The organism is Nocardia cyriacigeorgica (assembly GCF_010858045.1).
In the GTDB taxonomy this organism is placed as follows: Bacteria; Actinomycetota; Actinomycetes; order Mycobacteriales; family Mycobacteriaceae; genus Nocardia; species Nocardia cyriacigeorgica_E.
Window position 1 is genome coordinate 234,568 of the sequence record NZ_JAAGVC010000002.1, and the last position, 23,373, is coordinate 257,940.

The following is a 23,373-nucleotide window of genomic DNA, read 5'->3' on the forward strand; positions in this document are numbered from 1 at the left end:
CCGATGGTGGCCAGGATGAGACGGCCGTGGTTGATCGCCACGGTGGCAACGGTTTCGGTGGCGGTTCTCGCCTGCGGAACCGATGACGGTGACGCGGGCCCGCCCGCAGCAGACGGCTGGCAACGCGACGCCGCGACCAGTTACCACCGGCTGGCCACCTATCCGGTCTTCCGCAATCTGCCCGCGGGCACCGCGCCGGATGCCAGCACCGTCGCGGAGATCTCGGCGGTCACCGAGGACGGCGAGACGCTGATCTACACCGACGCGCCGGGCAAGCGCATCGGCTTCCTCGACCTCAGCGATCCGGCCGCGCCCGCAGGGGCGGGCTCGATCTCGCTCGAACAGCTCGGCCATGCCGACGATCAGCCCACCTCGGTGGCGGTGGCAGGCGATTACGTGCTGGTCGTGATCGACAGCAGCGGAGGCGATTTCGCGCATCCCTCGGGCCGGGTGGATATCGTCCGGATCAGCGACCGCACCAAGGTGCACAGCATCGATCTCGGCGGCCAGCCCGACTCCATCGCGGTGAGCAAAGACGGCACCCGCGCGGCCATCGCCATCGAGAACCAGCGCGACGAGAAGTTCACCCCCGAGGGCGGCGAGGAAGGTGATCTTCCCCAGCCGCCCACCGGTTTCGTGCAGATCCTCGACCTGGCCGGCGAGCCGAACCAGTGGTCGGCGCGGCCGGTGCGCATCGACGAGAACGCCGCCCGCGACGCCGGTCTGGATACACCGCAGGACCTGGAGCCCGAGTACGTGAGCATGAACTCGCGCGGCGAAGTGGCGGTGACGCTGCAGGAGAACAACGGCATCGCCATCATCGACGCCGCGAGCGCGACCGTCCGGAAGGTGTTCTCGGCGGGCAAGGTCGGCGTCGAGGGCATCGACACCACCGAGGACGGCGCCATCGACCAGTCCGGATCGATCACCGATGTCGCGCGCGAGCCCGACGCCGTCGGCTGGATCGGCGACGGCCACATCGCGGTGGCCAACGAAGGTGATTGGAAGGGCGGCAGCCGTGGCTGGACCGTCTTCGACGCCGCCACCGGCAAGGTGGTGTGGGATGCGGGCAATACCTTCGAGCAGTTGACCGTGCGCACCGGGCTGCACGCCGAGGGCCGCGCGGAGAAGAAGGGACCGGAACCGGAGGGCCTCGCCGTCACCGAACTGGACGGAAAGCCGGTCGTGCTGGTCGGTTCCGAGCGCAGCAACTTCGTCGCGGTCTACGACGTCGCCGACCCGGCCGCGCCACGATTCCGGCAGATCCTCGCGACGAATGTGGGGCCGGAGGGGATCCTGCCGATCCCGTCGCGCAATCTGCTCGCGGTGTCGTCGGAGGAAGACGATGCGGACAAGGGCCTGCGCGGCGCGGTGACGATCTTCGGCTACGGCGGCGAATTCGCCGGCAGGGGTGTGCCGCAGTTCCCGTCCGTCGTCTCCGCCGACGGCGCGAACGGCGCACCGATCGGCTGGGGCGCGCTCGGTGCGCTGAGTGCCGATCCGGCCGCCGCCGACCGCCTCTACACCGCCACCGACTCGGCGTACGGCCCGTCCCGGATCCTCGGCCTCGACGTATCGACCGAACCCGCCGTCCTCGATACCGAGCTGCCGATCACCGAGAACGGCGCCCCGGTGAGCCTGGATATCGAAGGCCTCGCCGCGCGCGCCGACGGTGGCTTCTATCTCGCGGTGGAGGGCGCGGACGGGCCGGGCAACGCCCTGGTTCAGGTGACCGGGGACGGGGTCGTCGAACGGCGTATCGCTCTGCCCGGCCAGATCAGCGCAGGACTCGGCAAGTACGGGCTGGAGGGCGTGGCCGTCCAGGGCTCGGGCGCCGAGGAAACCGTCTGGGTGGTGTTGCAACGCGAACTGAAGTCCGATCCGAAGGGCCTGACGCGGATCGGCAGGTACGCACCGGCGTCGGGCGAATGGCAGTGGTACGGCTACCAACTCGACACCACCTCGACCGACGGCGATTGGATCGGCGTCTCGGAGATCGCGGTCGACGGCGATTCGCTGCTGCTGCTCGAACGGGACAAGCTCAGCGGTCCCGCCGCCGCGGTGAAGGCCGTCTACCGGGTCGCGATTCCCGGTGCGCCGGGTGTCGTGGGCGCCGCGGCGCCCACGGTGCTGCCCAAGACCCGCGCGCACGATCTGCTGCCGGAGCTGTCGGCCACCAACGGCTGGGTGCAGGAGAAGGTGGAGGGGATGGCGATCGCCGGGAACGGCGCGCTGTATGTCGTCACCGATAACGACGGCGTCGATGACGCCACGGGTGAGACCGTCTTGATCCGGGTCGAGCTTTCCTGAGATCCGCACCGGCGGGCGGCGTCGATTCGTTTCCGGTGCCGCCCGCCGCACTGTGGCGCGAACCACTTCCCGCTGATGGTCGCAGTGTGGCGAATACCACTCTCGGCCGATCATTCATTCAGGCTTGAATTCATCGGGCGCACCGTAACGCTTTGCATGGTCTGAAAACGCTGTGACCAGGCGGCTGACCCGTTGATATGTCTCGCATTTCACAGCCCGCGCGACATTTCTTGGTGACCGGCCACAAGCCTTGGCGTGACGTTCACACGAGCGCTACCCAAGATTGCGGCAGGCACACCTATTTGTACTCCCGGGACGATATGGTGTGCGTCACGTGCGCCGGATTCGGCGACGGGCGTCGTCCGGTGAACGCCCGCGCGACCGGTGCACGGGTGGATCGGAGTTGTGTGATGCGGGACATCGTCGACGACCTGTTGCGGGTGTGGCACTCGGGCCGGACGGGCGGATTGGCGACCATTGTGCGCACCAATGGTGCGACCGATCTACCCGTGGGCGCGGCCATGCTGGTCGACCCCGACGGCGGTGTCTTCGGCTCGATCACCGCCGGCGGCATCGAAGAGGCCGCCTATGAGGCCACCGCGACCTCGGCCCGCACCGGACAGCGCGGCATGCACCGGCTCAGCGTCACCAATTCGCTCGACCCCGGCCGCGACGACGGCGTGATCGACGTATTCACCGAGCCGTTCTCGCGCGATCACTTCCCGGAGTTCCCGACGGTCGCCGCCGAAATCGCCGCGCATCGCCGGGTCACCGTTTTCACCGTGGTGTGGAATCCGGAGCCGGAGGTGATCGGCCAGCACCTGATCACCGACAAACGGCACAACACCGAACTGGTCTCGCTGCCGCAGTCCGATATCTTCGTCTCCTCGTTCGCCCCGCCGCCGCGGCTGATCATCTTCGGCGCCAATTCCTTCGCCGCGGCATTGTCGACCCAAGGGCAACTGCTCGGTTATCGAATCACCATCTGCGATACCCGGCCCAATTTCGCTACCCCGGAATCTTTTCCCGGCGCCGAAGTGGTGGTGGACTGGCCGCACCGATACCTCAATACGCTCTCGGCCGCCGGTGAGATCGACGCCGACACCGGCATCATCGTGGTTGCCCAGGATCCGAAATTCGAGATCCCACTGCTCACCGTCGCGTTGCGGCTGCCCGAGGTCGGGTACCTGGCCGCACTCGGTTCACCCTCGGTGCACGCCCGCCGCGTGGACGATCTGCGCGCGGGCGGTTTCGACGACGCACTGCTCGCGCGCCTGCACTCCCCCGCCGGCCTGAGCATCGGCGCCCGCACCCCGGCCGAAACCGCCGTCGCCATCGCCGCCGAACTGCTGGCCGCTCGGGCCGGACGCGCGGCCGGGCGCACCGGCGAACGCAGGCAATCGGTCGGCACACTCGCCCAGCGCGCGATCTGAGCCACGATGAGTTCGGCTCACCCCGAGCCGAACCACCCCCGGTTGGATGAGATGACGGCCGCGCCCGGTTACACCCAGGGTGAATCCGTTCCTCGCCCTGCTCGACGCCGAACTCCACATCGCCGGCTCGGAGATTCTGTGGCGCGAGATCGTCGGCAACGGCTTCGGCATGGCCTCGGCGCTCGGCGGTATGCGGCGGCGGGTGTGGGCGTGGCCGATCGGCATCGCGGGCAATGCGCTGCTGTTCACGGTGTTCGTCGGCGGGGTGTTCAATACCCCGCAGCAGTTGAACATGGCCGGACAGGCGGGCCGTCAGCTGATGTTCGTCGCGGTCAGCGCCTACGGCTGGTGGAGTTGGTATCGCTATGCGCGCGCCGAGACCGGGCTCGAGCACCGCGGGGTCGATCCGCGCTGGGCGAGCGCACGGGAACGCTGGCTGCTGGTCGCGGCCATGGCGGTCGGCACGCTCGGCTTCGCCCAGGTCTTCGCCTGGATCGGTTCCTACGGCCCCTGGGCGGAGGCGTGGATCTTCACCGGCTCGGTGCTGGCCACCTACGGGATGGCGCGCGGATGGGCGGAGTTCTGGCTGATCTGGATCGGCGTCGATATCGTCGGCATCCCGCTGCTCGTACGAGCCGGGTACTACCCGTCGGCGGTGCTGTATCTGGTGTACGCGGGATTCGTGGCGTGGGGCTTCACGGTCTGGGTGCGCACCCTGCGCCGCGCGGCGTCGGATCGGGCCGATGAGCAACCGTCGCCCGCGCTCACACCCTAGGCCGGATCGGTTCGCCGTCTACCCGGCGGCGGACACTACCCGCGCCGGCGGGCGCGGCCACCCGCTGCCGCCGATTTCAGGCGATCGCACAAATGCCCGCCGCGAAACTTCGGGACGGCTGATAAACCCGCACCGATCGCACCCCAGCGGTTGCGCGCACCGCGTAGGCGTGGACAGTTGAGGTCGTGATCCTCACCGTGACAATGAATCCCGCCTACGACATGACCTACCGAGTCGAAGAACTCGAACGGGGTCGGGCGCATCGGGTGCGATCGGTCGAGCAGCGCATAGGGGGCAAGGGAATCAATGTCACCAGGGTGCTCAACCAGCTCGGCAAATACGCCCGCGCCACCGGTTTCGCCGACCACGCCTTCGCCGCCGCGGCCGAACTGGAACTGCCGGTCGATTTCGTACACGCGCTGCCCTGGGTGCGCAGAACCGTGGTGATCAGCGAATCCGGTTCCGGAACGGCCACCGCGCTCTGGGAGCCGGGTGCGAGGATCACCAATCCGCATGCGGCCGAACAACTCGCGGTGCGCGTGGCCGGTCTGCTGCCCGATATCTCCGGGCTGGTGATCGCCGGTTCGCTACCCGGCGGCATCGATCCGGAACTACCCGCCCAGATCGCGCGCAGCGCCCTGGAGCACGGCGTGCCGACCATCTGCGATCTGGACGGTGAGGCGATGCGACTGGCCGCGCGGCTACCCGGGGTGGTACTCACCCCCAACCGCGGTGAGCTACGACGGCTCACCGATTCCGATCCGCGGACACCCGCCGAGGTCGTCGAATCGGTGCGGCCGCTGATCGCGGGCGGCGTGCTCGCGGTGCTGGCCAAGCGGGGCGCCGAGGGCATGGTCGCGGTCACCGCCGAAGGCGCGTGGACGGCCGCGCTGCCCGAACCGCTCGCGGGCAATCCGACCGGGGCGGGCGATTCGGCCACCGCCGCCGTCATCGCGGCGCTGTCGACCAGGAAGGCGCCGGACTGGCCTGCGATCCTCACCGACGCCGTCGCCACCTCGGCCGCGGCCGTTGTCATCCCGGTCGCGGGCGAAATCGACCGCCGGCTGCGCAGCCATCTCGCACCCACCGTGCGGGTCGAGCAGATCTCCGCCGATCCGGACGGCCGCGAGATCGCCGAGGCCGTACAGCCGCGGGCCTGAACGCCTACTTGAGCACGTACGGGGATACCGAGCTGCGGTGCTCGCTGATGTCGAGCACCTTGCCCAGCGGGGGAAACGCGCGCTGCGGGCAGTTGGCACGTTCGCAGACGCGACAGCCGGCGCCGATGGGGGTGGCCTTGGCTTCGCCGAGATCGATGCCGTCGGCGTAGACCACCCGTCCGGCATGGCGGAGCTCGCAGCCGAGCCCGATCGCGAAGGTCTTGCTCGGCTGCCCGTAAGCCGTGGCACGGCGTTCGACGGTGCGCGCCACCCACAGGTACTTGCGGCCGTCGGGCATCTGCGCGATCTGGGTCATGATCTTGCCCGGATAGGCGAAGGTCTCGTACACATTCCACAGCGGACAGGTGCCGCCGCTGGAGGAGAAGTGAAACCCGGTGGCGGACTGGCGTTTCGACATATTTCCGGCCCGGTCCACCCGGACGAACGAGAACGGCACGCCGCGCAATTCCGGTCGTTGCAAAGTGGAGAGCCGGTGACAGATCGTCTCGTAGCTCTGGGTGAAGAACGCCGACAGCCGTTCGATGTCGTAGCGGAAATCCTCGGCGATTTCGTGGAAATGCGTGTACGGCAACACCGTCGCCGCGGCGAAATAGTTCGCCAACCCGAGCATGGCCAGCTTCCTGGCGTCCTCGGAGGCGAAACTTCCCTCGTCGACGAGCCTTTCCAGCAGTGGCCCGCATTCGAAATAGGCCAGTTCGGCGGCGAGTTTGAAGGTGCGCTGGCCGCCGGACAGGTGCGGTGCGATCTCGAGCCGGAGACTGTCCGGATCGTAGCGGTGCAGCACGCCCTCACCGAGGTCGATCCGCTCGATGATACGTACACCGTGCGCGCGCAGCATGCGTGCGATCTCGCTGTTCACGTCGCCGCCGTGGAACCGGATCCGATTGGCGAGTTCCTCTGCGGCGGTGTCCAATTCGTGGATGTAGTTCTGCCGCTGATAGAAATAGTCGCGCACTTCCTCGTGCGGTTTGCTGATCGTCGCGCTACCCGAGCCGTCGGCGAAACGATCCTCGGTGGCGGCCGCCAGCTGAGCGCTGGTATTCCGATAGCGGCTGTGCATGTTCACCAGCGCGCGCGCCATACTCGGATGCGCGGAGACGATTTCGGCGATCTCCTTGGCGTCGGCCTCGATACCGAGCTCGGCGTCCATCACCACTTCTTGTAGTTCGGCGATGAGCCGCGTGTCGTCCTGCGACGAGAAAAAGGTGGCATCGACGCCGAACACCTCGTTGATCCGCAGCAGCACCGGGACGGTGAGCGGACGCACGTCGTGTTCGATCTGATTCAGATAGCTCGCCGAGATCTCCAGTTGTTGAGCGAGCGAGACCTGGCTGAGCCCGCGTTCGGTCCGCAGCTGACGAAGCCGCGCCCCGACGTAAGTCTTGGCCATGCGTCCAGCTTATGGCTGATTTCGCAAACCTGCCAATAGCAGAATTAGCAGTGGGTTCGAGCAATATGTCACAGCGGCGGGTTACCGTCGTCTGGTGCTGTTCACCGATGTCGTGCGAGCGTCGGAGACCGTCCGCGCCACCCGCTCGCGGAAAACGAAGATCGCCGCGCTGGCCGAGTTGCTGCGCGCGGCGCAGGCCGACGAGCTCGCCGCCGTCGTCGCCTGGGTGTCGGGAGAATTGCGGCAGGGCCGCATCGGCACCGGCTGGCGCACCCTCACCGGGCTCGGCGAGACTGCCGCCGATACTCCCACCCTCACCGCGGCCCGGGTGGACGAGTTGTTCGGCGAACTGGCCGCCACCTCCGGCCCCGGCTCGGCGAATCGGCGCAAACAACTGCTGAGCGAGCTGTGGCGCACCGCGACCGCCGATGAGCAGGCCTTCCTGCTGCGTCTGCTGACCGGTGAGCTGCGGCAGGGCGCACTCACCGCCGTGGTCACCGAAGCGGTGGCCCGCGCCGCCGACGTCCCGCTCGAGCTCGTTCGCCGGGCCTACATGTTGTCCGGGAAGCTGCCGGTCACCGCCATCGCCGCGCTGACCGGCGGCGAAGCGGCGCTGCGCGAGTTCCGCTTGGAGGTGGGTCGCCCGATCCAGCCCATGCTCGCCTCCCCCGGCGCCGCGCTCGACGACGCCCTCGCCGAATTCGACGGCGCCGTCAGCGTGGAACACAAACTCGACGGCGCCCGCATCCAGGTACACCGCGACGGCCACCACGTGTGGGTCTTCACCCGCACCCTGCGCGATATCACCGCCAACGTGCCCGAGCTGGTCGAGTTGGTCGCGGGACTGAACTGCACCAGCGTGGTCCTGGACGGTGAAACGCTGGCCCTCACCGACACCGGGCGTCCGCGCCCCTTCCAGGAGACGATGGCGCGGTTCGCGTCCGCTGATCCAGGGCAGGGCGTCGCCGTCCCGCCGCCATCCAGCGCGTTCGGCGACTCCGGCGTGCCCGGCGGTTCCCGTGACCCCGGCGGCTCGGGCAGCCCGGGCGGTACCGGCAGCCCCGGCGACGCGGGCGGCGAAGGCAGCCCCGGCGGCTCAGGGAGCTCAGGCGGTTCAGGCGACCCCGCCGACTCGGGCGGCTCGGGTGGCTCGGTCGACCCGGCCGGCTCGGAGCCGACTGTCCCGACGGAGCTACGGCCGATGCCGACTTCCACCCGCGAGCTGCTGCTGCATCCCTACTTCTTCGATTGCCTGCATCTCGATGGCCGCGACCTGCTGGACGAGCCGCTGCTCGAACGGCGCGCGGCGCTCACGAAAGTGGCGGGGGAACACAGCATTCCCGCCCTCATCCGGCCCGATGCGGAGGCGGCGGCGGAGTACTTCGACGGGGCGCTGGCCTCGGGCCACGAAGGCGTCATGATCAAATCCCTCGACGCGCCGTACGCAGCGGGGCGGCGCGGCCGGTCATGGCTGAAGATCAAGCCGACGCACACCCTCGACCTGCTGGTTCTCGGCGCGGAATGGGGCTACGGCCGGCGCACCGGCTACCTGTCGAATCTGCATCTCGGTGCCCGCGACCCGGAGTCCGGCGAACCGGTGATGGTCGGCAAGACCTTCAAGGGCCTCACCGACGCCCTGCTGCACTGGCAGACCGCCGAATTCCCGCGCCATGAACGCACCCGCGACCAGCACACCGTGTATCTCTGGCCGGAGCTGGTGGTGGAGATCGCCCTCGACGGCGTGCAGACCAGCACCCGCTACCCCGGCGGCGTCGCCCTGCGCTTCGCCCGGGTCGTCCGCTACCGGCCGGACAAGACGCCCGAGCAGGCCGACACGATCGATACCGTGCGCGCGTTGCTGCCGTGAGCGGACCGGCGGCGCCCCCTTTCCGCGCGGGACATGCTCGGTGTTCGTCGACGTCGACGCCGCCCGGCGGCAGGCGAGCGGCAGGGCCGGCCGAGTCGGCGCGCGGTGGCGACCGTCCGGGCTGCCAGGGGCGCGTTCAGGGTTCCGGCCAGGTCGGCGGGTCGAGCCGCGATTGGATGCGCTCCACATCGGTGTCCGACGGCATCTCGTTGGTGATCTTGGTGATGAGCACCTGGATGTCGATGCGGTCCGGGTTCTCGCCGGACCGCAGCAGTTCGGTGGCGATCTGGCGCACCTCGTCGTCGGAGAGGCGGCGGCGCAGCAGCGCCAGCAGCGGGATGTAGTCCGATTCGGGCACACCCTCGGGGTAACCGGCGCGCAGCCAGTCGATGATGGCGTTCAGGAAGGGCGGCATGGGGCATCAATCGGGCTCGGTGAGCGGTTCGGCCAGCGGCCAGCCGCCGGCCGCCAGGTGCGAGGCCACTCGCGAGATGTCGTCCGGGGCGGGCTGTTCCTTGGCGATGCGGGCGATCGCGTCCTCGATATCGGCGAGGGTGATCTCGCGCTCCGGGTTCTCCCGCGCCAGCTCCTCCGCGACGGCGGCCACCTCGTAGTCGGTGAGGTGGCGGTGCAGCACGGCGAACAGGGCGACGTAATCCGAGCGCGGCACGCCCTGCGGGTAGCCGGCGCGCAGCCAGCCGATGATCCGGCCGAGCAGCTTCGGCCGCTCCGGCTCGGACTGGATGGGGTGGGTCGAATCGGTCACTGCACGCCCTTCAGGACTCGCCGAACAGATGGATGCCGAACCTGGCGGCGAGAAACGCTTTGGCCGTATAGAGCACACCCGCCACCACCGCGGCGATCACCAACCCCAGACATACCAGAGCCCCGGCGAGCGCCGGATAGTTGCGCCGGATCACCCCGCCTTCGGCGCGGGTCTCCGAGGCCGACCAGAACCGCACCCCGAACGCGAAAATCATCGGCAGCCCCGCGCCGAACACCAGACCGGCCGCGACGACCTTCCACAGCGAGTTCAGATTCGTGACAAGCGTGTGCACAGAGAGCTCCTAAACCTGGGCCGAACGATTGTGGCCGGTGTCGGGGCCAGGCGCCGGGCCGTGCCGCACATCCTCGATGATGCCGGTGTCCACGGATCCGTCGCCGCCGGCCGCTGGGCCGTCACCCGGCCATTCGTTGACGTTGGTGGTGTCGACGGGGTTGCGCCGCGACCGCAGGTAGATCAGCCCGGCCAGGCCGATCAGCAGGGCGAAGACCACGAGCACGCCGGGCAGGCCGCCGATGAAGTGCGCGATGGCCCAGCAGATGGCGCCCATGATTCCGGCGGCGGGCAGCGTCAGCAGCCAGGCCACCACCATGCGACCCATCACACTCCAGCGCACCTCGGCGCCCTTGCCGAGTCCGGTGCCGAGGATGGAGCCGGTGGCGGTCTGCGTGGTCGACAGCGGCAGGCCGAAGTGCGCCGAGGTCAGGATGATCGCAGCCGAGGACGATTCGGCCGCAAGGCCCTGCGGCGAGTCGATTTCCACCAGCCCCTTGCCGAGGGTGCGGATGATGCGCCAGCCGCCGAGGTAGGTGCCGGCCGCGATCGCGACGGCACAGGCGGCCATCACCCACAGCGGCATCTCGTCGTCTTTGGTGAGGCTGCCGTGCGCGACCAGCGCCAGGAAGATGACGCCCATCGTCTTCTGCGCGTCGTTGGTGCCGTGCGCCAGCGAGACCAGCGACGCCGAACCCACCTGACCCCAGCGGAATCCCTCGTTGACCTTGCCTTCTTCGGCGCCGCGGGTGATCCGGTACACCAGCCAGGTGCCCACCGCGGAGACCAGGGCCGCGATGACCGGCGCGAGCACCGCCGGGATGACGATCTTGGCGAGCACGCCGCTGGATCCGTCGGCCCAGATGACCCCGCTCCAGCCGAGCGCGGCCAGGGTGGCGCCGATGAGACCGCCGAACAGGGCGTGCGAGGAACTCGACGGCAGGCCGAACAGCCAGGTGAGCAGATTCCACAGGATGCCGCCGACCAGTCCGGCGAACACGATGATCAGCAGGTCGTGCCCGGACACCGCGTCGAGTTGCACGATTCCCTTGGCCACTGTCGCCGCGACCGCCACCGACAGGAACGCACCGATCAGGTTCAGCAGCGCCGACAACGCGACCGCGACCCGTGGGCGCAGCGCCCCGGTGGCGATCGAGGTGGCCATCGCGTTGGCGGTGTCGTGGAAGCCGTTGGTGAAATCGAATACGAGTGCCGTGACGATGACGATGAGCAGAACCAGCAATTCAACGGTCACGCCGTCCAGTGTGCGGTATCCGTTTTGACGATTTTCATACGGATGCCAAATCGCGTCCGTGTCGTGTTCATCTAAGATTCCGGCACTTCGGGTAATGGCCGGAGCCCACCGTATGGCCTCCCCCTTTTATCGGTTGACCGAGAGTCACACGGGCCGAGGCGAGGCGCGAGTAGACCGCTGGCTCATGTGACTCTGGCGGCGAACCGGATCAATCGGAGGATGGACGGGGGGCCATGAGGATCATGATCAAGGCGAGCAGCAGTAGGGCAGCGAGGGTCCAGGACAGTGCGGCGAACCCGTGCGGCGCGGCCGCGGCGGCGACCAGGGGGCCGGTGGTGGCGCCCACGTAGAAGCTGAACATGGCCACCGAGGAGGCAGCCGCTCGGGCGTCGCCGCCGAGTTCGCCCGCCGATTGCAGGACGGCGGGGGCGATGACGCCGAGACCGCCGACGAGCACGGCCAGCAGCACCGTCAGCAGGGCTACGCCGGTGCCGGCCAGGGCCGCGGCGATCATGGCAGCCGCGGCGACCAGTACGCCGAGCACGATCTGGGCGTGCCGGGAGAGCCGGGCAAGCGGAATCGCCAGCAACGGCAGGGCCAGCATGACCGGGAGGGCGCCGGCCCGCAGGGCAAGCAGTTCTCCGGATCCGTGGACCAAGCCCGCGATTTCGATGCCGGTGTACACCCCGACCATGACCGCCATGCTCAGGGCGCCCGCGATCAGCATCGGAAGCAGCGCCCGGATGCGCAGCACCGCGGGGATGGCCGCGTAGCTGTGGCGCAGGGGCAGATTCGCGGCGGCGGGAGCGTCGTCGAGCATGACCGAACGCAGCGCGAAGGCGAGCACGGCGAACGCGGCGGCGGAGCCGAGGAACACGGTGCGCCACGGGAACCAGCCGACCACCGCCTGCGACACGATCTGTGCCAATACGGTCGCGGCGAGGAACGAGGTGGCCATCGACATGGTCACCACCGCCCGGTGCCCGGGTGCTATCCGGGTGGCGACATAGGCCATGAGCGCGGGTGGAATCGACCCGACGACCAAACCCTGCACAACCCGAAGCGGGATCTCCACCGACGCACTGAAGGCCAAACCGGTCAAGAGGGTGACCACTGCGGCGGTGAGCATGCCGGTGAACAGCACCCGGCGATGGCCGAACCGATCCGACAGCGGCCCGAAGAGCACGAACCCGCCCGCGTAGCCGAACGCGAACGCGCTGATGATCCAGGTCATCGCACCCGCTCCGACGTGCCAATCGGATTTCATGGCGCTGAACAGGGGAATCGGTACATACATCTGGCCCGTGGCGAGCAGGGCGGAGAGGACGAAGACCGGGAGGGTCTTGGCGGTCGAAGCGTGCGCGGTGGGCGCCGGGATCGAATCGGGAAGTGCGAGAGGGGCTGTCGGCGATGCCATGCGAGGAAGCGTACGTCCGCGATCGACCATACGTCAACCAAATAGTTGGTTTAATGAAATGGTAAAGTCTTGCCCATGACGCCCAACACCAAACGCAGCGACGCCACCAGGCAGGCTCTGTTGCGCGCGGCCCGCGACGAGTTCGCCGAATACGGGCTGGCCGGCGCAAGGGTCGACCGCATCGCCGAGGCGGCGGGCGTCAACAAGGAACGCATCTACGGGCTGTTCGGCAGCAAGGACAAGCTCTTCGACGTCATCCTGATCGACAGCCTGCGCGAGTTCATGCAGACCGTGCAGCCGCTGGCCGACACCGAGGTCGGCGATTACGTCGCCAAGCTGTTCGACTACCACCACGACAACCCGAAGCTGTTGCGCCTGATGCTGTGGGAGGCACTGCACCGCGGCGCCGACGCGCACGATATCGACGGTTGGCGCGCCGACTTCTACGAACGCAAATTCGACCGCGCCCAACAGCAATTCGGCGTCGATCAGCAGCGCGCGGGCCTGCTGCTCATCGCCCTGTGCGGAGTGGCGAACTGGGCCAACACTCTTCCGCAGACCGCGCGGCTGCTACTGGGCGACGCCGCCGACGACACCGCGACCATCCGCGCGTTCATGGCCGATTTCGCCCGCGCTGCGCTGCGCTATGACCCGAGCTCGCCGGTCAATGTCTTGACCAGCCCGAGAGAGGGGGCGCAGGCCGGTACCGCCAACGATTCCCGGCCGCCCTCCGCCCCTGAATCAGCCGCAACCGAATCCGGACGCGTGGACTGCACCGCGAATACGCCCGGCGCGAGCTCCCGCGCAGCGGACCGCACACAACAGGCGACCGCTGGTCCCGAGGTTTCCGGTTCCGATCCCGTCGACGCGGCAGCCGAACGCCTACGCGCCGCCCAAGCCACCGTCGAAGCCGCGCGCGCCGAGCTGGCGTCGGCCCTGCGCGACGCCCACGCCGCGGGTACCAGCGCCAACCAGCTGGCCCGCCAGGTCTCGGGGACGCTATCGCGGCCCGTCGTCCTCAAACTCCTGGCGGACTAGCGGGCGGCATCCACCGCCGGTTCGAACGCCCGCTGTACGGACCTTCCGGCTACTCGGACACCCGGCTACTTCGGGCACTGGAGATCCGGACGCCCGCCCCCGCTCAGAACGCAGCCTCGTCCAGCGCCATGATGTCGGTATCCAGCGCCGCGATCACGTTCTTGACCGAGGTCAGCGTGGGCAGCACGTTCCTGGCGAAGAACGTCGCCACGCCGACCTTTCCGGCGTAGAACGCGCGGTCCTTCTCGCTCACCTCACCGGCGAGGGCTGCGGCGGCGATCTCGGCCTGGACCAGCAGGCGCCAGCCGATGAGTAGATCGCCGACGGCCAGCAGGAACCGCACCGAACCGAGCCCGACCTTGTAGATCTCACTCGGCTCCTGCTGCGAAGCCATCAGGTAGCCGGTGAGCGTGGCCGCCATGGTCTGCACATCGGCCAAGGCCGTGCGCAGCCGTTCGCGTTCGGGTTCGAAGCGGCCGCTCTTCGCGTCGAGAAAGGCGTTGATCTGGCCGGTCACATGGCCGATCGCCACGCCCTTGTCGCGCACGATCTTGCGGAAGAAGAAGTCCTGCGCCTGGATGGCGGTGGTGCCCTCGTAGAGCGAGTCGATCTTCGCGTCGCGGATGTACTGCTCGATCGGGTAATCCTGCAAATAGCCCGATCCGCCCAGGGTCTGCAGCGATTCGGTGAGGTACTGGTAGGCGCGCTCGGAACCGACGCCCTTGACGATCGGCAGCAGCAGATCGTCGACGCGGTGCGCCAGTTCCTCATCGGCCCCGGAGACCAGCTGCGCCACATCCGCGTTCTGGTGTGCGGCGGTGTAGAGGTACACCGCGCGCAGGCCCTCGGCGTAGGCCTTCTGCATGGCCAGCGAGCGACGCACGTCCGGGTGGTGGGTGATGGTGACGCGCGGCGCGGTCTTGTCCGTCATCTGGGTCAGGTCCGCACCCTGCACCCGCTCCTTGGCGAAGTCGAGGGCGTTCAGGTACCCGGTCGACAATGTGCCACTGGATTTGACGCCCACCATCATGCGCGCGTTCTCGATCACCTGGAACATCTGCGCGATACCGTCGTGCACCTCGCCGACCAGCCAGCCGACGGCGGGCACCTCGCCGCCGAAGGTGAGTTCGCAGGTGGGCGAGGATTTCAGGCCCATCTTGTGTTCGAGATTGGTGACGAACACGCCGTTGCGCTCGCCGAGTTCCAGCGTCTCCGGGTCGAACAGGAATTTGGGCACGTAGAACAGCGACAGGCCCTTGGTGCCCGGCCCGGCGCCTTCGGGCCGCGCCAGCACCAGATGGAAGACGTTCTCCGCGGTATCGCCGACGTCGCCGCCGGAGATGAACCGCTTCACGCCCTCGATATGCCAGGTGCCGTCCGGCTGTGCGATGGCTTTGGTCCGCCCGGCGCCCACATCGGAGCCCGCATCGGGTTCGGTGAGCACCATGGTGCCCTGCCAGCCCTTCTCGTAGCCGCGAGTCGCCCAGTGTTGCTGCTGTTCGGTGCCGATGTTGTAGAGCACCGCCGCCATCACCGGGCCCATATTGAAGAACGAGGCCGACGGGTTCGCGCAGGTGATCATCTCGTTGACCGCCCACACCAGCGCCGACGGTGCGGGCGTGCCGCCCATGCCCTCGGGCAGACCGAGCCTGCTCCAGTCGGCTTCGCGCACCGTGGTCAGGGTCCGGCGCAGCGCGTCGGGCACGGTGACGGTGTGCTCGGCGGGGACGAACCGCACCGGGTCGCGGTCGGCGGCGGCGAAGGATTCCGCTACCGGGCCCTCGGCGAGGCGTTTGACCTCGGCCAGGATCTCGCGGACGGTGTCGGAATCCAGGTCGCCGTAGGCGCCGGTGTCGAGCAGTTTGTCCAGTCCGAGCACCTCGAACAGGTTGAACTCGATATCGCGCAGGTTCGCCTTGTAATGCCCCACCGCGTCCTCCTCGACTCACCGCCCGCGGTCAGCCGACCGTGAGGGTCTTCCGGCTTGTGACTACTACGAACCGAAGCGTGCCGCACCGCTCACGAGCTACGCAACCGTAAGCACGCGCCAACCTCACCGCCCCGTACTGGACGCTTGTGCGCAAGGTTTCACCTCACGGCAACGCAGGAAACCGACTCGTCATCGAGAGATATTCCGGCGCAACAACTTCTGTCTAACGTTTCGCAGCACGAATACAGGCTCTGTATACAACCCGGTCGACAGCCGTGACCGGGGCGAACGCGCAGGTATTCGGTGCGGAACCCATGCGGTGCCGCCACCACAACTGATGAGTGAGAAGGGTTCGCCCATGTCCGATTCCTCCCGATTCCGCCGACATCGCGGCAGCGTCCGATCCCGGCGTTCGGTCAAGGCCCTCGCGGTACCGACCGCGCTCGCGCTGGCCGGCGTGCTGCTGACCGCCTGCGGCGCCAGGGACGACGCCGCCGCGGACGGCTCGAACGCCGTCTCCTGTGTCGACACCTCCAAGGACACGATCAAGATCGGTTCGCTGCATTCGCTGTCGGGCACGATGGCCATCAGCGAGGTGACCGTTGCCAATTCGACCAAGCTGGCCGTCGACCAGATCAATGCCGCGGGCGGTGTGCTGGGTAAGCGGATCGAGCTGGTCCTCGAAGACGGTGCTTCGGACCCGAAGACCTTCGCCGAGAAGGCGGAAAAGCTCATCAGCTCCGACTGTGTGGCCGCGGTATTCGGCGGTTGGACCTCGTCGAGCCGTAAGGCGATGAAACCCAAGTTCGAAAGCCTGAATTCGCTGCTGTACTACCCCGTTCAGTACGAGGGTCTGGAGGACAGCAAGAACATCTTCTACACCGGCGCGACCACCAATCAGCAGATCGTGCCCGCCCTGGACTATCTGAAGCAGAAGGGCGTGAAATCGCTGTACCTGGTCGGCAGCGACTACGTGTTCCCGCAGACCGCCAACCGTGAGATCAAGGCGTACGCATCGGCCAACGGTATCGAGATCAAGGGTGAGGATTACACCCCGCTCGGCTCCACCGATTTCTCCACGATCATCAACAAGGTGCGCAGCGCCGATGCCGACGCGGTGTTCAACACCCTCAATGGTGATTCCAATGTCGCCTTCTTCCGCGAGTACACCAACGCGGGCCTGACCGCCGCCGATATGCCGGTGGTGTCGGTGTCGATCGCCGAGGAGGAGGTGGCCGGTATCGGCGCGCAGCACATCGCGGGCCAGCTCACCGCCTGGAATTACTACCAGACCGTGGACACCCCGCAGAACAAGGCCTTCGTCGACGCCTACAAGGCCGCCTTCGGCGCCGACAAGCCCACCTCCGATCCGATGGAAGCGGCCTACGCCTCGGTGTACCTGTGGAAGAACACGGTGGAAAAGGCGAATTCCTTCGCGGTGGCCGATATTCAGGCCGCCGCCGACGGCGTGAGTTTCGAAGCACCCGAGGGCCTGGTGACCATCGACGGCAGCAACCACCACATCACCAAGACCGCACGGATCGGCGAAATCCGCGCGGACGGCCTCATCTACACGGTCTGGGATTCCGGGCAGCCCATCGCACCCGACCCCTACCTCGACACCTACCCCTGGGCCGAGGGACTGAAGTAGACCCGGCTGCCGCGGCGGATGCCGACCGCCGCGGCAGGTTCTGGACGACCGCGGTTCGCGGCCTGGTCCGGCAGCTCACGAGCCGGATGCGACGAAGCATCCCCGCCACGGGTTGCCAGACCCATGAGGGGGCCGCGAACCACCCGACCAGCATCAGATGCCCCGCCGAGAACAGGACCACAGGGCCGGCCACGCTACGGGCGACCCGGAGGAGCCCGGTTCGCGGCCCGTGGGCCGCGAACACGCCGCGCCAGCGGCAAGTAGATACGGAGTTTGGATGGAAGTCGTTGTAGGCCAGCTCTTCACGGGGTTGAGCCTCGGGTCGATCCTGTTGCTCGCCGCGCTCGGGCTCGCGCTGACCTTCGGTCAGATGGGCGTGATCAATATGGCGCACGGCGAGTTCATCATGGCCGGTTGTTACACCACCTACGTTGTCCAGCAGGTGGTGTCGTCGGCCGGGGTGTCGCTACTGGTGTCGTTGCTGGTCGGATTCCTGGTCGGCGGCGCGTTGGGGGCGGCGCTGGAGATGGGATTGATCCGCTGGATGTATCACCGTCCGCTGGACACGCTGCTGGTCACCTTCGGTGTCGGCCTGGTGTTGCAGCAGCTGGCTCGCGACATCTTCGGGGCGCCGGCCAAGAATGTGCTGGTCCCGGAGTGGTTGAGCGGTGGTGTCACGATCCTGGATGCCGTGGTGCCCAAGACCAGGATCTTCATCCTGGTGCTCGCCGTGGTCGCGGTGACGGCGCTGGCGATCGTGTTGAAGACGACGCCGCTGGGCCGGCGGATCCGGGCGGTGGTGCAGAACCGCGATCTCGCCGAAACCAGCGGTGTTTCTTCACGTTTCACCGATATCAGCACCTTCTTCATCGGTTCCGGGCTGGCCGGGGTCGCTGGTGTGGCGCTCACGTTGATCGGTTCCACAAGCCCCACCATCGGTCAGAGCTATCTGATCGATGCGTTCCTGGTGGTGGTGATCGGCGGGCTCGGCCAGATCAAGGGCACGGTGATCGCCGCGTTCGCGCTCGGGCTGCTCAATTCGTTCATCGAGTATTCGACGACCGCCTCGATCGCCAAGGTGATCGTCTTCGTGATCATCGTGATCTTTTTGCAGGTCCGCCCGCAGGGCCTGTTCACGGTACGGACAAGGAGCCTGGCATGACCACCGCAGCGCGCTGGTTCGCGAATCCCTCGGTCCGCGTGTGGGGCGGATTCGCCCTGGCCGCGATCTTGTTGTTCGCAGTGGCGCCCGCCGTGCTCAGCGATTTCCGGTTGAATCTGCTCGCGAAATTCCTGTGCTTCGCCATCGTGGCCGCAGGCATCGGATTGGCCTGGGGGCGTGGCGGAATGCTCACCCTCGGCCAGGGGGTGTTCTTCGGTCTCGGCGCCTACATCATGGCGATGCATCTGCAGATGGCGGATGCGGCGCGGCTCGGCAACGATGTGCCGGATTTCATGGAGATCTCCGGGATCCGGGAGCTGCCCGCGTATTGGCAGCCGTTCGCGTCGGCGCCGGTGGCGATCATCGCCATTCTCGTACTGCCCGCCCTGGTCGCCGCGGCGCTCGGTTACGGCGTGTTCAAGCGCCGGGTCAAGGGCGCGTACTTCGCCATTCTGAGTCAGGCGCTGGCGGCGGCGCTGGCGATTCTGCTCACCGGTCAGCAGACCATCGGCGGATTCACCGGGCTCTCGGATTTCCGGGCCTTCTTCGGTTTCAAGCTCACCGATCCGGTCAACCGGCAGATGCTGTTCTTCATCGCGGCGGGCACCTTGCTCGCGGTGGTCGCGGTGGTGCGTCAGCTCATGCACAGCCGATACGGGGAGCTGCTGGTGGCGGTGCGCGATCAGGAGGAGCGGGTGCGTTTCCTCGGATACGACCCGGCCAACGTGAAGATCGTCGCGTATGTGGTCGCGGCGTTCTTCGCCGGGATCGCGGGCGCGCTGTTCACGCCGATCGTCGGCATCATCTCACCGGCCGATATCGGGGTCGTGCCGTCGATCGCGTTCTTGATCGGCGTCGCCATCGGCGGCCGCACCACCTTGCTCGGCCCGGTGCTCGGCGCGATCGGGGTGGCGTGGGCGCAGACGGCGCTGTCGGAGCAGTTCCCGTCCGGCTGGACCTACCTGCAAGGCGTGCTGTTCATCGTGGTGGTCGGGTTCGTGCCGGCCGGGCTGGCCGGACTGTGGCCGACGCTGCGCCGCGTGATCGCCGAACGCAGACCGAAGCCCCGCGACAGCGCACCACCGGCGCAGCCGGCCGCCGAACCCTTGCCGGTGCGGACCGAAGAGAAGGTGCACACGCGATGATCGATCACGAACCCAAGCTCGGTGGCAACGCGGGCATGTCGAGCGAATACCTCGAAGTTCGCGGCCTGTCGGTGAGTTTCGACGGCTTCAAGGCCGTCACCGAGGTCGATCTGACGGTGTTGCAGGGCGATCTGCGTTTCCTCATCGGACCCAACGGCGCGGGCAAGACCACCCTGATCGACGCCATCACCGGCCTCACCCCGGCCACCGGCTCGGCGCAGAAATCGGGCGTGGAGCTGCTCGGCAAGAAGGTGCATCAGATCGCGCGGCTCGGCGTCGGGCGCACCTTCCAGACCGCGAGCGTTTTCGAGCAGCTGAGTGTCGTGCAGAATCTCGATATCGCCGCGGGTGCCGGACGTTCCGCGCTCACCCTGCTGCGGCGGCGCAAATCGGTGCTGCCCAGCATCGAGGAGGCGCTCGAGATCACCGGCCTCGGCGCGCTGCGCGATCAGCCCGCCGGTGTGCTCGCGCACGGCCAGAAGCAGTGGCTCGAGATCGGCATGCTGCTGGTGCAGAACGCGTCGGTGCTGCTGCTGGACGAGCCGGTCGCGGGCATGAGCGCCGAGGAGCGTGAGGAGACCGGAAACCTGTTGCGGCGCATCGGCGGTGAGCGCGTCGTGGTCGTGGTCGAGCACGACATGGATTTCATGCGCGCCTTCGCCACCTCGGTGACGGTGCTCGCCGGTGGCCGGGTGCTGAGCGAGGGCACCGTCGAACAGGTGCAGGCCGACCCCAAGGTGCAGCAGGTCTACCTTGGCACCGCCGCCGAATCGAACGACGAGGAGAGCGCCGATGCTCGAATTGGCTGATATCCATTCCGGTTACGGCCGGACCGAAGTGATCCACGGCGTCTCCCTGACCGTGCCCGACGACAGCGTCGTCGCCGTCATGGGGCACAACGGCGCGGGCAAGACCACCCTGCTCCGCACCGCCGTCGGCCTGCTGACCTGCAAATCCGGCAGCATCACGTTCAATGGTGAGGTGATCACGTCACTTTCGCCCTCGCGCCGGGTGCGCCGCGGGATCGCCTACGTTCCGCAGGGGCAGCAGAGTTTTCCACAGCTGACCACAGCGGAGAACCTTCAGGTGGTGGCCGACGGCCGCAAGCGCGGCAAGGCGCTGATCGACGAATCGCTCGACCTGTTCCCCGCGCTGCGCGAACTGCTCACCCGCAAGGCCGGGCTGCTGTCGGGCGGCCAACGTCAGCAGCTCGCCATTGCCAGGGCGTTGATCACCGAACCGAAACTGCTCATCCTGGATGAGCCGACCGAGGGCATCCAGCCGTCGGTGGTCGCGGAGATCGAACGCACCATCATCGATCTCACCCGGCGCGGCGGGCTGAGTGTGCTGCTGGTGGAACAGCACATCGGCTTCGCCTTGCAGGCGGCCCAGCGCTATTACGTGCTGGAATCGGGCCGGATCACGTCGTCCGGCGAAGGCGGTGCGGGCGCGGAGTCCGTGGTCCGTTCGGCGATGGCGATCTGAGCCGCCGTGACGCGACGGGGGCGGATCCCGCTGAGCGCGCAGGTGTACGAGGCGGTGCGCCGCGATCTGGCGGCCGGCGCGCTGGCCTCGACCGAGCGGCTGGGCGAGGAACGGCTCGCAGATAGTTACGGGGTGTCGCGCACACCCGTGCGCGAGGCGCTCGCCCGGCTGCTCGCCGATGGACTGGTGGAGCGCCGCGCCGACGGGCTGTACCCGTTCCGGCCGCGCCTGGACGAACTCGACCAGCTCTACGAGCTGCGTAATGTGCTGGAATCCAGGGGAATCCAGCGCGCGCTCGGCGAACCGACGCACGACCTCGAGCTGGTCCGCGCCGAACTCGAGCACTGGCGTCGGCTGGCAGCACAACCGCCCGAACCCGGGCCGGCGCTCATCGCCGCCGACGACCAGTTTCACATCGTGCTGCTGCGTTCGGCGGGCAATGCGGCGCTCGCCGACGCCCTGGCCTCGGTGCAGGTGCGGGTGCGTCCGGTGCGGACCATGGATATGCCAACCCCTGACCGCATCGCCACCATGACGGCCGAGCACATCACCATCGCCGAACAGCTACTGGCGGGCGATCCCGCCGCCGCGCTGGAAACGCTGACCACGCATATCGATTCGTCGCGGTCGCATGTGATCGCGCGGGCGAAGGCGGCGCTGCATCTGACCAGGCTGGCGCAGGTCGTGCGGGATTGATGGGCGGCTCGCGAGGTCGCCGCGGCCGCGCAGTACCGGCCCGCGGTGATCAGCAACCGGCCTGAAACGGCCAGCAGTCCACCGGCGCTCGCGGCGATGCGATGTCACCGCCCGCGGGCACCGCTGGCATCGTCGCCCGGCTCTGCGGTGTCGCGGTGGCACCGGTCGTCGTGGTGGCGGTCGGTTCGACGTCGGGTCCGTCGGTGAGCACGGCCCGCACGATCACGCCGAGCACCACGAGCGTGCCGAGCACGCCCGCGGTGAACACCACCCACGCCGCGGCGGTCTGCCTGCCGCTGTTCTCGGGTTTCGGTTCGCGGCTCGGCGCGGGGCGGGCGGGTACCGGTTTCGGTTTCGGCGCGGCGGCGTCGAACCCTTCGGTGAGCAGATCATCGCGGGTCAGCTGGATGTCGCTGCCGCAGGATCGGATGAGCGCCGAGGCCGCGGCCAGCACGCGATCGGCGGTCCAGGCGCGCGGGCCTGCGGCGAAATTCTCCAGGTAGATCCGGAATTCGGTGGTGTCGGCGGCATTGGCGACCACCACGTCCAAGCCGGGGCGCAGGGTGGTGCGGGCGGGCCGGACCACTGCCCCACGCCACGGCAACAGCACAACGGCGCCGCAGAGATGGCCTGGGTCTTGCAGCGAACGCTCCAGCGCCGCCTTCACCTCGTGCACCGCGTGCTCGAGTTGGTCGGAAACGCTGACGCCCTCGGGTTGTTCGAGGTCGGCGGGCTGGGAGCTGATGGTCCACGGCCCGCCGCCGCTCACCTCGAGAATCCCGCTCTGCCTGCGCCGGAACCCGCGCGCCTCCAGCACGGTGACCCCGCGCGGCGTCCAGACGACGGCGTCGACCTGGCGTTTTCCGCGTTCGGGGCCCACCTGTAGATCGATGAGGGCCAGACCGGTGGTCGGGAGCCTGCGCAGGCATTCGACGAATTCCCGTTCGGGCGCGGACAGTTCCGCGTCCGACTCGATCTTCACCAGCATCGTGCACTACCCCTGACGTGCGTCCCGATCCAGCCTTCGCTCCCGGCGCCGGGCCACGCACACGCAGGGCCGCCGCCCGAGCCGTTCCGCTAGATGATGACGCCCCGCACGAGGGAAATCCACCCGAATGGCGACGACGGGCGCGGGGCGGCACCTCGGCGCGCGGCGTACCCGCAGTTCACCGCGGCCGGGTGCCATTCGGTCAAACCCACTGGACCAGCTGGTAGAGAATGCCATTGGGGTCGGCCATCTGGAAGTAGCGTTCGCCCCATTCCTCGGTTTCGATCGGTGTGACGATCGGGACGCCTTCGGATCGCAGGCGCGCGTATTCGGTATCGATGTCGTCGACGACGAACACCACGAGCAGCCCGTCGCCCGCGCTGCCCGCGGCACTGGCCGGCTTGAAGCTCTTCAGGCCGGTGCGCAGGTAGATGAGGCTCATGCCCGCGTCGTCCCGGGCGAGCGAGACGAACCCGTCGGCCGACATCTTCTCGGTGAACCCGAGATGATCGGTGACGAACTTCGCCGAGGCCTGCGGGTCGGCGACGTTGAGCGAGATGGCGGATTCGGTGATGCGCATACCGGGCTCCTTC

General features: G+C 68.0%; 21 protein-coding genes. 12 read left to right on the forward strand and 9 right to left on the reverse strand.

What is annotated here, in order from left to right; genetic code table 11:
- Positions 1-15 precede the first annotated feature (15 nt).
- The 4 genes from GV790_RS03375 to GV790_RS03390 all read left to right on the forward strand — a co-directional run bounded on the left by GV790_RS03375 (position 16) and on the right by GV790_RS03390 (position 5,678).
- Positions 16-2,310: an esterase-like activity of phytase family protein gene (locus GV790_RS03375; RefSeq protein WP_256672979.1), complete on the forward strand. Its 2,295-nt coding sequence runs from the start codon at positions 16-18 to the stop codon at positions 2,308-2,310.
- 410 nt (positions 2,311-2,720) lie between these two features.
- The gene (locus GV790_RS03380) at positions 2,721-3,743 is read left to right on the forward strand and encodes an XdhC family protein (RefSeq protein ID WP_163810329.1); all 1,023 of its coding nucleotides are present in this window, start codon (positions 2,721-2,723) and stop codon (positions 3,741-3,743) included.
- A gap of 79 nt (positions 3,744-3,822) precedes the next feature.
- Positions 3,823-4,518 carry a nicotinamide mononucleotide transporter family protein gene (locus GV790_RS03385; protein WP_163810331.1) on the forward strand — a complete coding sequence of 232 codons (696 nt, stop codon included), beginning with the start codon at positions 3,823-3,825 and terminating at the stop codon, positions 4,516-4,518.
- A 185-nt stretch (positions 4,519-4,703) separates the two neighbouring features.
- Positions 4,704-5,678 carry a hexose kinase gene (locus GV790_RS03390; protein ID WP_163810333.1) on the forward strand — a complete coding sequence of 325 codons (975 nt, stop codon included), beginning with the start codon at positions 4,704-4,706 and terminating at the stop codon, positions 5,676-5,678.
- A gap of 4 nt (positions 5,679-5,682) precedes the next feature.
- Here GV790_RS03390 and ramB read toward each other — a convergent pair whose 3' ends face one another.
- Positions 5,683-7,089 carry an acetate metabolism transcriptional regulator RamB gene (gene ramB / locus GV790_RS03395; protein WP_163810335.1) on the reverse strand — a complete coding sequence of 469 codons (1,407 nt, stop codon included), beginning with the start codon at positions 7,087-7,089 and terminating at the stop codon, positions 5,683-5,685.
- Between the two features lie 94 nt (positions 7,090-7,183).
- Between ramB and GV790_RS30930 the strand changes: the two genes are divergently transcribed.
- Positions 7,184-8,956 (forward strand): ATP-dependent DNA ligase, encoded by a 1,773-nt coding sequence (locus GV790_RS30930; protein ID WP_309138975.1) that lies wholly within the window; start codon positions 7,184-7,186, stop codon positions 8,954-8,956.
- Between the two features lie 136 nt (positions 8,957-9,092).
- Here GV790_RS30930 and GV790_RS30935 read toward each other — a convergent pair whose 3' ends face one another.
- The 5 genes from GV790_RS30935 to GV790_RS03425 form a co-directional block, all read right to left on the reverse strand.
- A complete protein-coding gene (locus GV790_RS30935; protein WP_036540677.1) occupies positions 9,093-9,371 on the reverse strand; it encodes a DUF3349 domain-containing protein in 279 nt (92 codons plus the stop codon).
- A 6-nt stretch (positions 9,372-9,377) separates the two neighbouring features.
- Positions 9,378-9,722, reverse strand: a complete 345-nt coding sequence (locus tag GV790_RS30940; RefSeq protein ID WP_280212087.1) for a DUF3349 domain-containing protein — start codon at positions 9,720-9,722, stop codon at positions 9,378-9,380.
- A 10-nt stretch (positions 9,723-9,732) separates the two neighbouring features.
- Complete coding sequence (locus GV790_RS03415; RefSeq protein ID WP_163810337.1) at positions 9,733-10,014, reverse strand: hypothetical protein; 282 nt, start codon at positions 10,012-10,014, stop codon at positions 9,733-9,735.
- Between the two features lie 9 nt (positions 10,015-10,023).
- Positions 10,024-11,268, reverse strand: coding sequence for an inorganic phosphate transporter (locus GV790_RS03420; RefSeq protein ID WP_280212090.1), 1,245 nt, complete (start codon positions 11,266-11,268; stop codon positions 10,024-10,026).
- Positions 11,269-11,476: 208 nt separating this feature from the next.
- The gene (locus GV790_RS03425; protein WP_163810339.1) at positions 11,477-12,685 is read right to left on the reverse strand and encodes an MFS transporter; all 1,209 of its coding nucleotides are present in this window, start codon (positions 12,683-12,685) and stop codon (positions 11,477-11,479) included.
- Positions 12,686-12,760: 75 nt separating this feature from the next.
- On the opposite strand from GV790_RS03425, the gene GV790_RS03430 reads away from it, so the two are divergent.
- The gene (locus tag GV790_RS03430; RefSeq protein WP_256672980.1) at positions 12,761-13,723 is read left to right on the forward strand and encodes a TetR/AcrR family transcriptional regulator; all 963 of its coding nucleotides are present in this window, start codon (positions 12,761-12,763) and stop codon (positions 13,721-13,723) included.
- A gap of 103 nt (positions 13,724-13,826) precedes the next feature.
- On the opposite strand, the gene GV790_RS03435 is transcribed toward GV790_RS03430, so the two are convergent.
- Positions 13,827-15,653 carry an acyl-CoA dehydrogenase gene (locus GV790_RS03435; RefSeq protein WP_163810343.1) on the reverse strand — a complete coding sequence of 609 codons (1,827 nt, stop codon included), beginning with the start codon at positions 15,651-15,653 and terminating at the stop codon, positions 13,827-13,829.
- A gap of 358 nt (positions 15,654-16,011) precedes the next feature.
- On the opposite strand from GV790_RS03435, the gene urtA reads away from it, so the two are divergent.
- The 6 genes from urtA (at position 16,012) to GV790_RS03465 (ending at position 21,792) form a co-directional block, all read left to right on the forward strand.
- Positions 16,012-17,304, forward strand: coding sequence for an urea ABC transporter substrate-binding protein (gene urtA, locus GV790_RS03440; RefSeq protein WP_163810345.1), 1,293 nt, complete (start codon positions 16,012-16,014; stop codon positions 17,302-17,304).
- A gap of 277 nt (positions 17,305-17,581) precedes the next feature.
- Positions 17,582-18,466 (forward strand): urea ABC transporter permease subunit UrtB, encoded by an 885-nt coding sequence (gene urtB / locus GV790_RS03445; RefSeq protein ID WP_163810347.1) that lies wholly within the window; start codon positions 17,582-17,584, stop codon positions 18,464-18,466.
- A complete protein-coding gene (gene urtC, locus GV790_RS03450) occupies positions 18,463-19,611 on the forward strand; it encodes an urea ABC transporter permease subunit UrtC (RefSeq protein WP_163810350.1) in 1,149 nt (382 codons plus the stop codon). Before urtB ends, urtC begins: the two co-directional genes overlap by 4 nt.
- On the forward strand, positions 19,608-20,420 hold the full coding sequence (gene urtD / locus GV790_RS03455; protein ID WP_163810352.1) for an urea ABC transporter ATP-binding protein UrtD: 813 nt from the start codon (positions 19,608-19,610) through the stop codon (positions 20,418-20,420). The genes urtC and urtD overlap by 4 nt, the downstream gene beginning before the upstream one ends.
- Positions 20,404-21,096 carry an urea ABC transporter ATP-binding subunit UrtE gene (gene urtE, locus GV790_RS03460; protein ID WP_163810354.1) on the forward strand — a complete coding sequence of 231 codons (693 nt, stop codon included), beginning with the start codon at positions 20,404-20,406 and terminating at the stop codon, positions 21,094-21,096. The genes urtD and urtE overlap by 17 nt, the downstream gene beginning before the upstream one ends.
- A 6-nt stretch (positions 21,097-21,102) precedes the next feature.
- Positions 21,103-21,792, forward strand: coding sequence for a GntR family transcriptional regulator (locus GV790_RS03465; protein WP_163810356.1), 690 nt, complete (start codon positions 21,103-21,105; stop codon positions 21,790-21,792).
- A gap of 49 nt (positions 21,793-21,841) precedes the next feature.
- Here GV790_RS03465 and GV790_RS03470 read toward each other — a convergent pair whose 3' ends face one another.
- Together GV790_RS03470 and GV790_RS03475 are read right to left on the reverse strand one after the other, a co-directional pair.
- Positions 21,842-22,780: a nuclease-related domain-containing protein gene (locus GV790_RS03470; RefSeq protein ID WP_163810358.1), complete on the reverse strand. Its 939-nt coding sequence runs from the start codon at positions 22,778-22,780 to the stop codon at positions 21,842-21,844.
- A 202-nt stretch (positions 22,781-22,982) separates the two neighbouring features.
- Positions 22,983-23,360 (reverse strand): VOC family protein, encoded by a 378-nt coding sequence (locus tag GV790_RS03475; RefSeq protein WP_163810360.1) that lies wholly within the window; start codon positions 23,358-23,360, stop codon positions 22,983-22,985.
- Positions 23,361-23,373: the final 13 nt, after the last annotated feature.